The organism is Bacillus sp. MN7755 (genome assembly GCF_054771475.1).
The window spans coordinates 74,585-89,173 of the sequence record NZ_BTRL01000006.1 but is presented as its reverse complement, the minus strand read 5'-3'; the positions used below and the strand labels follow the sequence as shown (position 1 = coordinate 89,173).

Annotated in this window: 13 protein-coding genes; 6 read left to right on the top strand and 7 right to left on the bottom strand. The window is 34.0% G+C overall.

From position 1 onward, the window contains the following. Positions 1–42 precede the first annotated feature (42 nt). Both ACYVEC_RS04670 and ACYVEC_RS04665 read left to right on the top strand, forming a co-directional pair. Positions 43–1,008, top strand: a complete 966-nt coding sequence (locus tag ACYVEC_RS04670) for an ABC transporter substrate-binding protein (protein WP_063225156.1) — start codon at positions 43–45, stop codon at positions 1,006–1,008. 381 nt (positions 1,009–1,389) lie between these two features. Beyond that, on the top strand, positions 1,390–2,739 hold the full coding sequence (locus ACYVEC_RS04665; protein WP_017560398.1) for a peptide MFS transporter: 1,350 nt from the start codon (positions 1,390–1,392) through the stop codon (positions 2,737–2,739). Between the two features lie 38 nt (positions 2,740–2,777). Here the strand turns inward: ACYVEC_RS04665 and ACYVEC_RS04660 are convergent, their stop codons facing one another. Continuing rightward, positions 2,778–2,957, bottom strand: a complete 180-nt coding sequence (locus ACYVEC_RS04660; RefSeq protein ID WP_063225157.1) for an acid-soluble spore protein H — start codon at positions 2,955–2,957, stop codon at positions 2,778–2,780. 190 nt (positions 2,958–3,147) lie between these two features. Beyond that, positions 3,148–3,435 carry an ArsR/SmtB family transcription factor gene (locus ACYVEC_RS04655; protein ID WP_000081429.1) on the bottom strand — a complete coding sequence of 96 codons (288 nt, stop codon included), beginning with the start codon at positions 3,433–3,435 and terminating at the stop codon, positions 3,148–3,150. An 809-nt stretch (positions 3,436–4,244) separates the two neighbouring features. On the opposite strand from ACYVEC_RS04655, the gene ACYVEC_RS04650 reads away from it, so the two are divergent. Continuing rightward, positions 4,245–5,864, top strand: a complete 1,620-nt coding sequence (locus ACYVEC_RS04650) for a lactate permease LctP family transporter (RefSeq protein WP_063225158.1) — start codon at positions 4,245–4,247, stop codon at positions 5,862–5,864. 40 nt (positions 5,865–5,904) lie between these two features. On the opposite strand, the gene aspA is transcribed toward ACYVEC_RS04650, so the two are convergent. The 3 genes from aspA to gloA2 all read right to left on the bottom strand — a co-directional run bounded on the left by aspA (position 5,905) and on the right by gloA2 (position 9,303). Further along, entirely contained in the window at positions 5,905–7,338 is a 1,434-nt protein-coding gene (gene aspA / locus ACYVEC_RS04645; RefSeq protein ID WP_063225159.1) for an aspartate ammonia-lyase, read from the bottom strand. 172 nt (positions 7,339–7,510) lie between these two features. After that, a complete protein-coding gene (locus ACYVEC_RS04640; protein ID WP_063225160.1) occupies positions 7,511–8,809 on the bottom strand; it encodes a hemolysin family protein in 1,299 nt (432 codons plus the stop codon). A 107-nt stretch (positions 8,810–8,916) separates the two neighbouring features. Continuing rightward, positions 8,917–9,303: an SMU1112c/YaeR family gloxylase I-like metalloprotein gene (gene gloA2 / locus ACYVEC_RS04635; RefSeq protein ID WP_063225161.1), complete on the bottom strand. Its 387-nt coding sequence runs from the start codon at positions 9,301–9,303 to the stop codon at positions 8,917–8,919. A gap of 91 nt (positions 9,304–9,394) precedes the next feature. On the opposite strand from gloA2, the gene ACYVEC_RS04630 reads away from it, so the two are divergent. The 3 genes from ACYVEC_RS04630 to ACYVEC_RS04620 all read left to right on the top strand — a co-directional run bounded on the left by ACYVEC_RS04630 (position 9,395) and on the right by ACYVEC_RS04620 (position 13,419). Further along, complete coding sequence (locus ACYVEC_RS04630) at positions 9,395–10,573, top strand: NupC/NupG family nucleoside CNT transporter (protein WP_063225162.1); 1,179 nt, start codon at positions 9,395–9,397, stop codon at positions 10,571–10,573. Positions 10,574–10,905: 332 nt separating this feature from the next. Beyond that, positions 10,906–11,922, top strand: coding sequence for an LCP family protein (locus ACYVEC_RS04625; protein ID WP_063225163.1), 1,017 nt, complete (start codon positions 10,906–10,908; stop codon positions 11,920–11,922). 234 nt (positions 11,923–12,156) lie between these two features. Continuing rightward, a complete protein-coding gene (locus tag ACYVEC_RS04620; RefSeq protein ID WP_063225164.1) occupies positions 12,157–13,419 on the top strand; it encodes a VanW family protein in 1,263 nt (420 codons plus the stop codon). Between the two features lie 36 nt (positions 13,420–13,455). On the opposite strand, the gene ACYVEC_RS04615 is transcribed toward ACYVEC_RS04620, so the two are convergent. Together ACYVEC_RS04615 and ACYVEC_RS04610 are read right to left on the bottom strand one after the other, a co-directional pair. Continuing rightward, positions 13,456–13,728, bottom strand: a complete 273-nt coding sequence (locus ACYVEC_RS04615; RefSeq protein WP_063225165.1) for a hypothetical protein — start codon at positions 13,726–13,728, stop codon at positions 13,456–13,458. A 14-nt stretch (positions 13,729–13,742) separates the two neighbouring features. Then, positions 13,743–14,261: an RNase A-like domain-containing lipoprotein gene (locus tag ACYVEC_RS04610; RefSeq protein ID WP_063225166.1), complete on the bottom strand. Its 519-nt coding sequence runs from the start codon at positions 14,259–14,261 to the stop codon at positions 13,743–13,745. Positions 14,262–14,589 lie beyond the last annotated feature (328 nt).

The following is a 14,589-nucleotide window of genomic DNA, read 5'->3' as shown; positions in this document are numbered from 1 at the left end:
GCTTGCTATTGAAAAAAATTCTCAGTATGTAGGGGGTACATAATGAAATTCATGCAAAAGAAATCGTTTACAGTATTTGTATTTTTACTAGCCTTTTCATTACTTTTAAGTGCTTGCGGAAAGCCAAATACGAAAGAAGAATCAAAAGAAGATACGAAAAAAGAAATGATAACTGTGGAACATGCAATGGGTAAAACAGAAGTTCCTGCTAATCCAAAACGTGTAGTTATTTTAACAAATGAAGGTACTGAAGCTTTACTTGAATTAGGTGTGAAACCAGTTGGAGCTGTAAAATCTTGGACTGGTGATCCATGGTATCCACATATTAAAGATAAAATGAAAGATGTAAAAGTTGTTGGTGATGAAGGACAAGTGAATGTGGAAACAATCGCTTCTTTAAAACCAGACTTAATTATCGGTAACAAAATGCGTCACGAGAAAGTGTATGAGCAACTAAAAGCAATTGCACCTACTGTGTTCTCTGAAACATTACGTGGTGAATGGAAAGATAACTTCAAGTTTTATGCAAAAGCATTAAATAAAGAAAAAGAAGGTCAAAAGGTTTTAGCTGATTACGATAAACGTATGAAAGATTTAAAAGCCAAACTAGGTGATAAAGTAAATCAAGAAATCTCTATGGTTCGCTTCATGCCTGGTGATGTTCGTATTTATCATGGTGATACATTCTCTGGTGTTATTTTAAAAGAACTTGGATTTAAACGTCCTGGTGATCAAAATAAAGATGACTTCGCAGAGCGTAACGTATCTAAAGAACGTATTTCTGCAATGGATGGTGACGTATTATTCTACTTCACATTCGATAAAGGAAACGAGAAAAAAGGCTCTGAATTAGAAAAAGAATATATCAATGATCCTCTATTTAAAAATTTAAATGCAGTGAAAAATGGTAAAGCATACAAAGTTGACGACGTTATTTGGAATACAGCTGGTGGTGTAATGGCTGCTAACCTACTATTAGATGATATCGAAAAACGCTTTGTTAAATAATATTTCCCTAACCAGCTCCCCTTCTATGGAGCTGGTTTTTTTTCAATTCACTTAAATGTCACATTATTTCATTTTGTATTTTTATTCCCAATATGTTATATTATAAAAGTAAATAGAATATATTTTCTCTATATCAGAATAAATATTTTAATCTAAATTTTCTGATTAATCACTATTTTATTTTCTTTTAGAATTCAATTATTACATTTGAAAACGCTTATCATCTCGTTTTCAGGGCAAAATACAGTAACGGTTGAAGAAAAATAGAACTTTTTTAGAAATTTTCTTTCTATTTCCATATAATTCTATTGACTTCTAAATATTTTGTAAATTAAAATGATTACATAAATATCCGTTATACAGGATTAGGGGGAAACAAAAATGGATGCAGCTTTAAAATTAGACAAAGCTGGAGAGCAACAATCACCAAAAAAACATCCACCAGGGTTATACTTGTTGTTCTTTACAGAAGCATGGGAAAGATTTAGTTATTACGGAATGCGTGGCTTATTAGTTCTTTATTTAACAACGAGCTTAGTAAGCGGCGGTTTAGGATTTGATAAAGCAGTTGCCGTTCAAATTTACGGTATTTTCACAATGTTAGTATACTTCACACCAATTATCGGTGGTTGGTTAACTGACCATTTCATTACGAAGCGACACGCCATTACTATTGGTGGTATCATCATGGCAATTGGTAACTTTGTACTATTTTCAATGAACACGAAAACTGGACTATTTTTAGGATTAGGATTATTAGTTATTGGTAACGGATTCTTCAAACCAAATATTTCGACTTTATTAGGTCAATTATATAGCGAAAACGATTCTCGTCGTGATAGTGCCTTCACTATCTTCTACATGGGAATTAACTTAGGAGCTCTTATCGCTCCATTCATTTGCGGTTATTTCGCAGATTATAGATACGGTTTCTTAACAGCTTGTATCGGTATGATTATTGGGCAACTTGCCTTTAATTTCTTAGCACCTCGTTACTTAGGGTCTATCGGAACAACTGTTGTAGGTAAAAAGTCTAAAGAAAAAAATGCAAAAGCAATTGAGAAAAAACCTTTAACAACACAAGAGAAAAAGCGTACAACTGCAATTTTAATTTTAACTTGTTTCGTTGTATTCTTCTGGGCAGGATTTGAACAAGCTGGTAGTTCTTTAACACTTTACACGGATAAGTTCGTGGATCGTACAATTGGTGGATTTACAATCCCAACACCTTGGTTCCAATCTGTAAACCCACTATTCATTATCTTACTAGCATTACCGGTTTCAGCATTATGGATTAAACTTTCAAAAACGAAAAATGGTGACTTAAAAATCCCAACAAAAATGGCATTTGGTATGATCTTACTAGGGATTGGATATTTAGTTCTAACTTTAGCTGTATTAAAAACTGGTAGCGATGAAGGTAATATTACAATGAAAGCAAACTTACTATTCATTGTATTCACTTACATGTTCCATACAATTGGTGAATTATTCTTATCACCGATCGGATTATCTATGGTAAGTGCAATCGCTCCTGTTAAATTAGCATCATTATTAATGGGTGTATGGTTAGCTGGTACTGGCTTCGCAAACTTATTAGCAGGACAATTAGCTGCTTTCACTCAATCTTTAGGATATTTAGAAGTATTCGCAAGCATCGGTGTTATCGTAATCGTACTCGGATTAGTACTTCTTATGTTCTCTAAGAAAATTGCACATATGATGGAATAAATAAGAAGACGCTTCTAAAATTAGAAGCGTCTTTTCTATTACTTCTCCTCTAAAGCCGTCACGTTTACGTGAACGCTTTCTCCAGGATTAGATACATCATACACTTGAGCAATTCCACTCTGCTCGTCACAGCTCTCAATCCATACTGGTACGCCCTCATATGTAACGTCAATTCTACTTGAAGAAGATAAAATTTGTTTCACACGTTTTACATCCATACTATTACTCCTCCTTTTAGTTACTACACTCCTTTCTATCTTCTCTTTTCTATTTAGAATATATTCCGTAAAGCAGCATGTTAGTTAATAGTCATTTCTTCCACACATGCTAATATTTACTCTCTTGTTACCTTTATGACAAATAAAAAAGACGTATATTCCACACGTCTTTTTCCATAATATTCAAATTTTAAGAAAATAATGTTTTTACAACTTCACTTACTTTATCATTATGAATTTGATAATACACTTCTAATCCTCGTCTTTCAAAGCGCACTACTTTATTTTGTTTTAATTTTGTTAAATGTTGCGAAACTGTTGATTGCGGAATTTCTAACACTTCCTGTAATTGTGTTACATTACAAGTTCCACGTTGCATTAGTTCCATTACTAGACGCAGACGCAATGGATGCGCTAACGCTCTTAACATTTGTACATCTTCTTCTGAAATACGACATTCGAATTGATTTTGGCTCATAAAGTTCCCCTCATTTTCGTTTTTATTTTCTTTTTATTTATTTATATATCTGTTCTTATATTTCCTGTTACGACATAACTTTATCAACCTATAAAGCCGAAAAATTTTTCCATCTTTATCAGCAAAAAATTCAGGAAAAAATCCTTGCTGATTTTGAATATTATACTATATGATATAACGAAAAAGCAAAATAATGGCCTACGAATACTTTGCTTGTAAACGTTGTTTTATCAGGCTTTTTGTTATATTTTTACCTCATTGAAACGCACAGTAATGGTATTGTAAAATACCGTCTATAATTGATAACCTATCGTAATGTAGTTGAACCATATTTAACCTCTTTGTTACGCTAAAAGGAATTTTCAGTAAAAAGAGATGCTGCGGTATTAAAAATTTGTTTCTTATTTTTTATTCGTATTGCAAGCGGCTGGAATGTTGTGAGGAACTTCCTATTAAATACATATACCGTTCCTCATCACTAGATCCAACAGGACAGATACATGCTACGTATTAAAAATTTATACTCGATGCAAAAAACGGCATCTAATATACACCTGTAGGAAAAATACCATATTAATACGTAAAAAAATATGCAAATAATTCAAAAAGCACACTCAAATAAATTCGAGTGTGCTTTTTGTCCACTTTATGAACAAAGTATTTCTTTTAACACTATTATGGAATAATTATACTTTTTTACGTTGACAATAGTGTTGAAGGAGAATATACTAAGCATGTAAGTTGATTGTGAATAGTTTCACAAATAATGTGAATTTCTTCACATAAAATAGATAGGAGTTGTCATTATTATGAGTACTTGGACACAAATTTATGACCCATTAAACAATATTTGGCTATCTGCACTAATCGCAGCACTTCCAATTTTTTGCTTCATTATTTGTTTAGTGGGATTCAAAATGAAAGGTTACATGGCTGGTCTTTACAGTGTAATTGTTGCTATTATTCTTGCTATATTTGTTTATAAAATGCCTACAACTGCAGCAGTAGCATCTGCCGGATTTGGTGTTTTATCTGGATTTTATCCAATTTGTACTATCGTTATCGCAGCTATCTTCCTTTACAAATTAACTGTTAAAACAGAACAATTCAATGTCATTCGTGATAGCATTTCAAGTATTACAAATGATCAACGTTTACAAGTATTATTAATCGCTTATTCTTTCGGCGCTTTCTTAGAAGGCGCAGCTGGTTTCGGTGTTCCGGTTGCTATTACAGCTGCATTACTTGTAGGTATGGGCTTTAATCCATTAAAAGCAGCAGGTATTTGCTTAGTAGCTAATATCGCTGGTGGTGCTATGGGGGCTATGGGTATTCCAGTTACAGTACCTGCACAATTAACTGGAATAGATGCATTAACTGTCGGTCGTCAAGCAGTTTCCATTTTGCCATTCATTAGCATTGTTTTACCGTTCTTACTTGTTTCAATGGTAGATGGATTTAAAGGCATTAAAGAAACTTGGCAAGGTATTCTTGTAAGTGGTGTTTCTTTCGCAATTACTCAGTTCGTTGTAACTTACTTCTTAGGCGCTGAACTTACTAATATTTTCGCAGCAGTCATAAGTATGGTCGCTCTTGCATTATTCTTACGTGTTTGGCAACCAAAATCTTCTGCTAAAGAAGAAAAACAAGAAGAAAAAGAATCTCATACATTCAATCAAATTTTATATGCTTGGTCTCCATTCGTATTCTTAACTGCATTTGTAACAATCTTTAATTTAAAACCAATTAAAGCTTTATTTGCTCCGGATGGTCCATTAGCAAACTTAGTATTTAACATTCAATTCCCTGGTCTTCATAATCAAGTTATAAAAACTGCACCAATCACAAAAGCTGATACACCTTTCGCAGCGATTTTCAAACTAGATGTATTCTCTTCTACAACTACTGCGATTGTATTAGCAATTATCGTTTCACTTATCGTCTACCGTGTAAACGGCAAAATGATTAAAGAATTAATGATTGAAACAATAAAAGAATTAAAGGTTCCAGTATATACAATTTGTAGCGTTATCGCTTTAGCTTACGTAGAGAACTACTCTGGTATGTCATCTACACTTGGACTTGCATTCTCTTCTACTGGAAATGCATTCCCTATTCTTTCTCCAATCTTAGGATGGATTGGCGTATTCATTACTGGTTCAGTAGTATCTAGTGGTTCACTATTCGCACCACTTCAAGCAGTAACTGCCGATCAATTAAACATCGTCCCATCTACTCTCGTTTCATTAAACGTAGTTGGTGGCACAATAGCAAAAATGGTTTCACCACAATCTGTAGCAGTTGCTTGTGCGGCAGTTGGACTAGTTGGTAAAGAATCTGCTCTATTTAAAACAGTGATGAAATATAGTTTAATCTTCTTAGCTATTATTAGCTTACTTCAATTAAATGCTGTATTTAATATCTTTTAAAAATAAAACACCGATCCAAATGGATCGGTGTTTTTTCACATTACATCTTCTTATTCTTTAGTAAAGAAGCTCCAGCAATTTCAGGATGCGTCATTTCGAATGGATCTAAAATAATATCCAATTCTTCTTCTGTCAGTACACCATGCTCTAAACATAGCTCCCTAACAGATTTTCCTGTTTCAATCGCTTCACGTGCAATACGAGATGCTGCTTCATAACCAATATGAGGGTTAACTGCCGTAATAATTCCAACACTTTTCTCAACATATTGCTTCAGCAATTCTTCATTTGCTGTAATTCCTTTAATACAATATTCACGGAATACACGGAATCCGTTATTCATAATACTAATAGATTGAATTAAATTAAACACGAGTACAGGCTCCATTACGTTTAACTCTAATTGTCCTGCTTCTGATGCTAAGCAAATTGTATGATCATTACCAATTACTTGGAAAGCAACTTGATTAATTACTTCTGCCATAACAGGATTTACTTTACCTGGCATAATAGATGAACCTGGTTGACGAGCTGGTAATTGAATTTCCGCCAATCCAACACGTGGACCAGATGCCATAATACGAAGGTCATTCGCAATTTTAGACATATTCATCATACATACTTTTAATGCCGCAGATACTTCTGTGTATGCATCTGTGTTTTGCGTTGCATCAACTAAATGCTCTGCACCAACAAGTGGGAATCCGCTAAATGTACGCAAGTGTTTAACCACTTGTTCAATGTACGTAGGGTTTGCATTTAATCCCGTACCAACAGCTGTCGCCCCCATGTTCACTTCATATAAATGTTGGCGAGACTGTTTGATTCTTTTTATATCACGCTCCAGCACTCGGCTATACGCTTCGAATTCTTGTCCAAGACGAATCGGAACAGCATCTTGTAAATGTGTACGTCCCATTTTAATGACGTGATCGAACTCTTTTGCTTTTGCACGGAAAGTAGAATGAAGTTCTTCCATTGTAATAAGAAGTTCTTCTAACATCATAAGAGTTGCGATATGAATTCCCGTTGGAAATGCATCATTCGTTGATTGAGCCATGTTCACATGCGTGTTTGGGCTAATTTTCGCATACTCGCCTTTTTCATGTCCCATACGTTCTAACGCTCGATTAGCGATTACTTCATTTGTATTCATATTAATAGAAGTTCCAGCACCGCCTTGGATTGGATCTACAATAAATTGATCATGAAATTTTCCATCAACAATTTCTTGCGCTGCCTCCGCAATTTCATGTCCAATGTCTTTCGCTAAGTAACCAGTATCTATATTTGCAAGTGCCGCCGCTTTTTTCACAATTGCCATTGCCGTAATGAGTGACGGATGAATGCGATATCCTGTGATCGGGAAGTTTTCTACAGCACGTAATGTTTGTACACCGTAATAAGCTACACTTGGTACTTCTTTTTCACCTAAAAAATCTTTTTCTATACGTATATCCTTCGTTGCTATCATTTTCATCACCTATACTTTTCATTCTAAATCCTTATCCAAAAAATTCACCCTTTAAAAATACGAGTATCATTCAGAAGAATTTTTCAGTATCCACCTTCACTATATAGCACCTTTTTTGAAAGCGCAAACATTTATTTTTCTATATATATCTTTTATAAAAATCTATAGAAAATCATTCTTCTACCTTCTTTATTTCCACTCGTTTAATTTGATGCATATCTTTTTCAAGAACTTTAAAAGAAAAGCCGTGTTTTTCAATAATATCTCCTTCAGCAACGATTTGCTTTTGTACCATAATCCAGCCACCAATTGTATCTACATCATCAGCGAATAAATGTATGCCAAATAAATCATTTACTTCACTAATAAGCACTTTTCCTTCTACAATTTTACACCCTTCACTTATATGCTCTATAGGCGGGTGTTCATCTTCATCGTATTCATCTCGAATTTCTCCAACAATTTCTTCTAAAATATCTTCTAATGTAACAATCCCTGCTGTACCTCCATATTCATCGTACAACACAGCTAATGGAATGTGTTTTCTTTGCATTTGTAATAGTAAATCATGAATTGGAATATTTTCTAGCACTTCAATAACTGGCCTTGTATATGGCATAATCGAGCACTCCTCGTCCCGATTACCATCCATATAACGAATAAATAAATCTTTTACATTAACCATCCCAATAATTTCATCTTTATCTTCACCGAATACAGGATACCTCGTATATTTTTCTTGTGCGATTATTTTAATATGTGTTTCAAATGGTTCGTCCTCATATAAACCTACAATTTCCGTACGCGGCACCATAATTTCCTTTGCGACTCTATTATCAAATTCAAAAATGTTATTTACATATTTAAATTCCCTTTGATTAATCTCTCCGCTCTCATAACTCTCAGATAAGATTAATCGTAATTCTTCTTCTGAATGAGCTACTTCATGTTCAGAAGCTGGATGTAAACCAAATAATCCGGTTACAAGCCTTGCCGAACCATTTAAAGCCCAAATAAACGGATACATTACACGGTAAAAGTAAATAAGTGGCTTCGATAATAATAAGCTAACTTGCTCCGCTCTTTGTATGGCGAACGTCTTTGGAGCAAGTTCACCAATAACAACATGTAAAAACGTAATAACTGCAAATGCAATAATAAATGAAACGGTACTTGCAATTGCAGGAGATAAGTGTAGTTTTAAAAACAACGGCTCAAGTAAATGTTTTATAGTCGGCTCGCCTAACCACCCAAGCCCTAAAGCAGTAATTGTAATACCTAACTGACATGCTGATAAATACTCATCTAAGTTCGAAGTTACTTTTTTCGCTGCCAATGCTCCTCGTCGTTTTTCACTAACGAGTTGATCAATACGACTGCTACGCACCTTAATAATTGCAAACTCAACAGCTACAAAAAAACCTGTTAATCCAATAAGGACGGCTACCATCAGTAATTTTAAAATATCCACATATACCCTTTAGCTTTCTTAGCTAAAGTTACACCTCCTTTTAAAAAGAAGTTTCACTTTAGTTTCTTCATTTACTCAAAAGCAACCCTATATAAAATTCACCAATTTCAAACCTCATACAATTCTAAAGGTAGACCGTCAGGGTCTTGGAAAAAAACAAATTTTTTTCCAGTTATCTCATCAATACGTATCGCCTCAGTTTCAACGCCACATTGACTTAAATGTTGTACAGCCTCTCCTATATTTGTAACAGAAAATGCTAAATGTCTAAGTCCAGCTGCCTCTGGGAAACTTGGCCGCTTCGGCGGATTTGGAAATGAAAATAATTCAATTTGATACTCTTGTCCTATACATAAATCTAACTTATAAGAATCTCTTTCCTTTCTATATACTTCATTTATCGCTTTAAAACCTAATATCCTAGTATAAAAATCCTTTGACACTTCATAATTCGAACAAATAATTGCAACGTGATGCACTTTACTTATATTCATGACTTCTCTATTCCTTTCTTTACCAAAGATGCATATTCTCCCTTGAAATGAAAAACATATATAGCAGAATATCTCTTTTAGGGGGCTTACTATGAAATTTATTACCTTTTTCGTGGGGCTTATCGTTGTTTTCTTCCTTGCTTATATCGCTAGCAATAATAAGAAACATATTAAATTTAAACCAATTTTCATCATGCTTATTATACAGTTAATTTTAACTTATTTATTATTAAATACAGAAATCGGCCTCATACTTATTCGAGTCATTTCCAGTCTGTTTACAAAGCTACTTGAGTATGCTGCTGATGGTATAAACTTCGTATTTGGCGGTCTTGCCAATAAAGGTGAAATACCATTTTTCCTTACTGTCTTATTACCAATTGTCTTCATTTCCGTCTTAATTGGTATACTACAACATTTCAAAATACTACCATTTTTCATTCGTTGGATCGGTTACTTCCTCAGTAAAATAAATGGTCTTGGGAAATTAGAATCTTATAATGCTATCGCATCTGCCATTGTCGGCCAATCAGAAGTTTTTATTACGGTAAAAAAACAATTAGCTCAAATTCCGAAACACCGTCTTTATACACTTTGTGCATCTGCCATGTCAACCGTGTCTATGTCTATTGTAGGTGCCTATATGACAATGATTGAACCTAAATATGTAGTAACCGCACTCGTTCTCAATTTATTTAGTGGTTTTATTATCGTACTCATCATTAACCCTTACGACGTTAAAGATGACGAAGATATTTTAGAGATTAAAGGCGAAAAGCAAAGCTTTTTTGAAATGCTTGGAGAATACATTCTAGATGGCTTTCGCGTAGCCATCGTTGTCGGCGCTATGCTCATCGGATTCGTCGCATTAATTAGTTGCATTAATGACTTATTCCTCATTATATTCGGCATTACTTTCCAACAATTAATCGGCTACGTATTTGCACCTATTGCATTCCTTATCGGTGTACCAAGTTCTGAAATTGTCGCGGCTGGTAGCATTATGGCAACGAAGCTTGTAACAAATGAATTCGTTGCCATGATGGATCTTAGCAAAATTTCCAGTACTCTCTCTACCCGTACGATTGGTATCATTTCTGTGTTCCTCGTTTCTTTTGCCAACTTTTCTTCCATTGGAATTATTTCAGGTGCGGTAAAAGGATTAAACGAAGAACAAGGCAATGTCGTTGCTCGCTTCGGCCTAAAATTACTGTATGGAGCCACTCTCGTTAGTATTTTATCTGCAATTATCGTAAGCATTATGTTGTAATTAGGTAAAATTTTATCATTTTCTTATCCCTATCTTTTGTATACAATAACGAATAGATGTCTTATAAAGTGAAACTTTAATCAGAGCGGGATTTCCCCCTCTGATTATTAGTTGAACCAATCGGGTATTTACGGGCAGTTATCTCCCGCCTAACTTCCTTGCATTCGCTGGACTTTGAGGTGGGAGTTTTACTGCCCGTTAATACGGGATAAATAATCAAGACATCTATTTTTTATACATGTACAATCGCTTTTATTTAGCGTACAATATTTTTTATGTGTTTGAATGCGCTTCTAAGATGTATACACTTTGATAGTTTTAAAGGAGAAAAAATGATGAAATCCGATATGAACAAAGATACTCGAGCCAAAAAAGGACACTCAAAGAAAAAACGCCTACTTTGGTTCCTTCTTATTCCATTACTGATTATAGCACTTGGAGCAGGAGGCTACTCCTTCCATATATACAGTAAAGCAAAATCAATTTTAAGTAATGCCTATTCTGAACTTGGTCGCGGAGATAAATCCAGCAAACGTGAAAAAGCCGTTAAACCTATGACTGATAACATTTCCGTACTTATTATGGGTGTTGATGAAAGTGATATTAGGGACAAGAATTATGGGAAAGCAACTCGTACAGATGCACTATTACTTGCAACAATTAATAAAAACGATAAATCTGTTAAGCTTGTCAGTATTCCACGTGACTCACGTGTCTATATTAAATCACGTGATAAATACGATAAAATTACACATGCGCACGTATTCGGTGGTGTAGACAGTACAATTGATACAGTTGAGAATTTTTTAGACGTTCCAGTTGATTACTATGTAAAATTCAACTTTAAATCCTTTATCAAAATTGTTGATTCCCTTGGTGGTATTACTGTAGATGTTCCAGTGGAGTTTACAGAACAAAATAGTAAAGATGAAGCAGAAGCAATTCACCTTAAAAAAGGACGTCAACATTTAAACGGAGAAGAAGCACTAGCACTAGCGAGAACTCGTCATATCGATAGTGATTATATGCGTGGTCAACGACAACAGCTTGTTTTAGAAGCTATTGCTGAAAAGGCATTATCGCTTAATTCCATTAATAAAATTGGTGGTCTATTAGACGCTGTTGATAAAGACTTAAAAACAAATTTAACTTTTGATGATATGATGACAATTGCCAAAAATTCAATGGGTTCAGACTTAAAAATGGACAAATTGCAAGTAGAAGGTATTGATAAATATATAGGCGGTATTTATTATTACGTTCCAAACGAAAAAAGCGTCAATAATATATCGACAACACTTCAAGAACATCTCGGTGTTACGAATAAAAATCAACATAAAAAATTATAATAAAAAGGCTGCTAGATCTTTCTAGACAGCCTTTTTATTATAATTTTCAACATATTTCTCATGCATATTGTGACAAAAAGAGACAATTATTACATCAGTGTAACAATTTTTATAAAAACATTACACGCGTAGTGAAAATAATAGTATACTAGTACGTACATAATGTTATTTTCATCATTTTTATACAAAAAATGTAATACATATATTTATACAAAAATTTCTGGGGGGAAATAAATGAAGCTAGGTAAAATACTGATCGGTTCTGCAATTGCTGGGGGCATATTACTTTGTGTAGGCGGTGTTAGTGGATATCAATATGTATCCAAACTAAATAATCAATTAGATACTACTGCATTACCAAATACTACATTTGAAGGTATTTCTCTCGATGGAAAAAATAAAAAAGATATTCAAGCAATTATTAATCAAAAGATAACTGAATTAGATCAAAAATCTCTTACCTACATATTCCAAAATGATAAACAAACTTACACATGGAAAGATTTAGGGATAAATTATAAAGAAAAAGATATTATCGACAAGATCTTTAAAGAACAAGAAGGAAACGCAATGAATCGTTACAAAATGCGGAAGCAGGCTGAAAACGGTGAATTGAAACGCGACTATAAATTAACACCTCAATTAAATACAACTACCTACGAAAGCTTTATGAAGGATAAATATAATGAAACATTAAAAAATCCTGTTAATGCAGAATTAAGTATTGAAGGCGCTACAGTAAATATTAGCCAAAGTCAAAATGGAGAAAAAATTGATAAAGGCAAGTTAACCGATTTAACGAAACAGGCCATTACTTCTGGTACATCTGACGTTACGTTGCCAGTTACACTATTAAAACCTGAACGTTCTACAGAAGATATACAGAAAATGGGGATTAAAGAAGTAATCGCTGAATATTCGACTCCAATGGCTGGTCGTAACGGGAATCAATCCTTCAACGTAAATAAGTCGGCTAATACTTTAAGTGGCGTTATTGTCGCACCTGATGAAACGTTTAGTTTTAATGGTCGCGTCGGCGTAACTGATGCTGCACATGGTTATAAATCCGCAGCTGTATATTCACAAGGTAAGGTTATACAAAGTGCTGGCGGAGGCGTTTGCCAAGTTAGTAGTACTTTATATAGCGCAGCTTTAAGGGCAGATCTAGGAATTGTTTCTCGAAGCAATCATTCTATGCCTGTAAATTATTTACCACTTGGGCAAGATGCAGCAGTAGCAGATTATGGTCCAGATTTAAAATTTAAAAACAATACAGGCAATCATATTTATATTCAAGCATTTTCAAATGGAGGTAGTATTACTACACGCATTTTCGGTACCAATACTGGTAAAAATGTTGAAGTTTCTTCTCAAGTAGTTAGTAGGACTGGTGATAAAATAACAGCAGTTACGTATAAAAAAGTAACACAAAACGGTGAAGTAGTATCTAATGGACAAATTTCAAAAAGCGTATATAAAAGCGCTCCAACACAATGAGGTACTATCAAACCAACAAAAAAAGGCGTGATCTACTCACGCCTTTTTCTTTTGCAATAATAATAAAAAGGTTGCAAGATGGTCTTTCGTTTCTTCTAAAGACCACATACGATTTCCTTGCTTCGCAACTAATACGCACGCCTCTTCCCAAGCGTTCTTTTTCTTCATATATAATAATTCATCGCGTAATTTCAAAACAATTTCTTCGTCTTCTTGCTCTATAAATTCTTCCATCACGCCTACTATTTCATCTTCATGGATACTTAACGTGCAGTACGATTTGAGAAAATATTGTAATGTCGTATACATATTTACTCCCCCTTCTATTTATCAAATGGATAAGAAGTAATAATCTTATATCCTAAATCTCCTGACTTATCTCTCGCTAAAACAGTAACAGTTTTTACTAACTTGTCTTTTACATTCATATTTTTCTTTATTACCGTTTTACCAACAGGGAATGAATGAGTGGTATTTAATACGAGACGAGCCTCTTTAGAGTTTTTCAACCAATCTTGAATTTCCTTATCATGCTGCTTCAAACTATCTTTTACAGCTTTCGTCGCTGTTTCCTTATCATAGTATGTACTTGCCGCTGATACTTTATCTGTCTTCAAGCGATTCTTCAAATCCTCTTCTGATTTGCCTACATGTCTTTCAATTGTATGACCATTTTTAGGCGGCCCTTCCATTTCATCTAAAATATTATCACTAATTTTTTCTACTGATGTCGATTGATTCCCTGTTTGTTTCTCTGTTTTTTGTTCTTTTCCTGCACATCCACTTAAGATCAGCATTAATGCCAATAAACTACTCAAGAAAAGACTACTTATTCGTTTCATCATATCACCTCTTTCATGATTATTATCGTAACTTCACTAAAAGTCAATTTCACAACAAAAAAACACATTTTAAAAATTCCTCATCTATTTGCCATATTACCACCCTAGTTTCATTAAATCGCTATTTTCGACCCCCTTCATAAATATACCCCTATGTTTTTATGATTATTTCCCGAATTAAACCACCCATAAAAACACCGAATAAACCCTTTATTTAAAGGGTTTATTCGGTGTTTTTTAATCTAGAAAAATATACCCCTACTTTCATATACTCAATACCCATATAAGGTATATGAAAGTAGTTTTATCAACGTTTTCTACATTATGT

What these genes read in the sequence shown, in the direction of transcription:
- ACYVEC_RS04630 (WP_063225162.1), top strand. Translation starts at nt 9,395, where the DNA reads ATGAAATTTATTACCTTTTTCGTGGGGCTTATCGTTGTTTTCTTCCTT.
- gloA2 (WP_063225161.1), bottom strand. Translation starts at nt 9,303, where the DNA reads ATGAATATAAGTAAAGTGCATCACGTTGCAATTATTTGTTCGAATTAT.
- ACYVEC_RS04625 (WP_063225163.1), top strand. Translation starts at nt 10,906, where the DNA reads ATGATGAAATCCGATATGAACAAAGATACTCGAGCCAAAAAAGGACAC.
- ACYVEC_RS04670 (WP_063225156.1), top strand. Translation starts at nt 43, where the DNA reads ATGAAATTCATGCAAAAGAAATCGTTTACAGTATTTGTATTTTTACTA.
- ACYVEC_RS04655 (WP_000081429.1), bottom strand. Translation starts at nt 3,435, where the DNA reads ATGAGCCAAAATCAATTCGAATGTCGTATTTCAGAAGAAGATGTACAA.
- ACYVEC_RS04650 (WP_063225158.1), top strand. Translation starts at nt 4,245, where the DNA reads ATGAGTACTTGGACACAAATTTATGACCCATTAAACAATATTTGGCTA.
- ACYVEC_RS04615 (WP_063225165.1), bottom strand. Translation starts at nt 13,728, where the DNA reads ATGTATACGACATTACAATATTTTCTCAAATCGTACTGCACGTTAAGT.
- ACYVEC_RS04610 (WP_063225166.1), bottom strand. Translation starts at nt 14,261, where the DNA reads ATGAAACGAATAAGTAGTCTTTTCTTGAGTAGTTTATTGGCATTAATG.
- ACYVEC_RS04660 (WP_063225157.1), bottom strand. Translation starts at nt 2,957, where the DNA reads ATGGATGTAAAACGTGTGAAACAAATTTTATCTTCTTCAAGTAGAATT.
- ACYVEC_RS04665 (WP_017560398.1), top strand. Translation starts at nt 1,390, where the DNA reads ATGGATGCAGCTTTAAAATTAGACAAAGCTGGAGAGCAACAATCACCA.
- ACYVEC_RS04620 (WP_063225164.1), top strand. Translation starts at nt 12,157, where the DNA reads ATGAAGCTAGGTAAAATACTGATCGGTTCTGCAATTGCTGGGGGCATA.
- aspA (WP_063225159.1), bottom strand. Translation starts at nt 7,338, where the DNA reads ATGATAGCAACGAAGGATATACGTATAGAAAAAGATTTTTTAGGTGAA.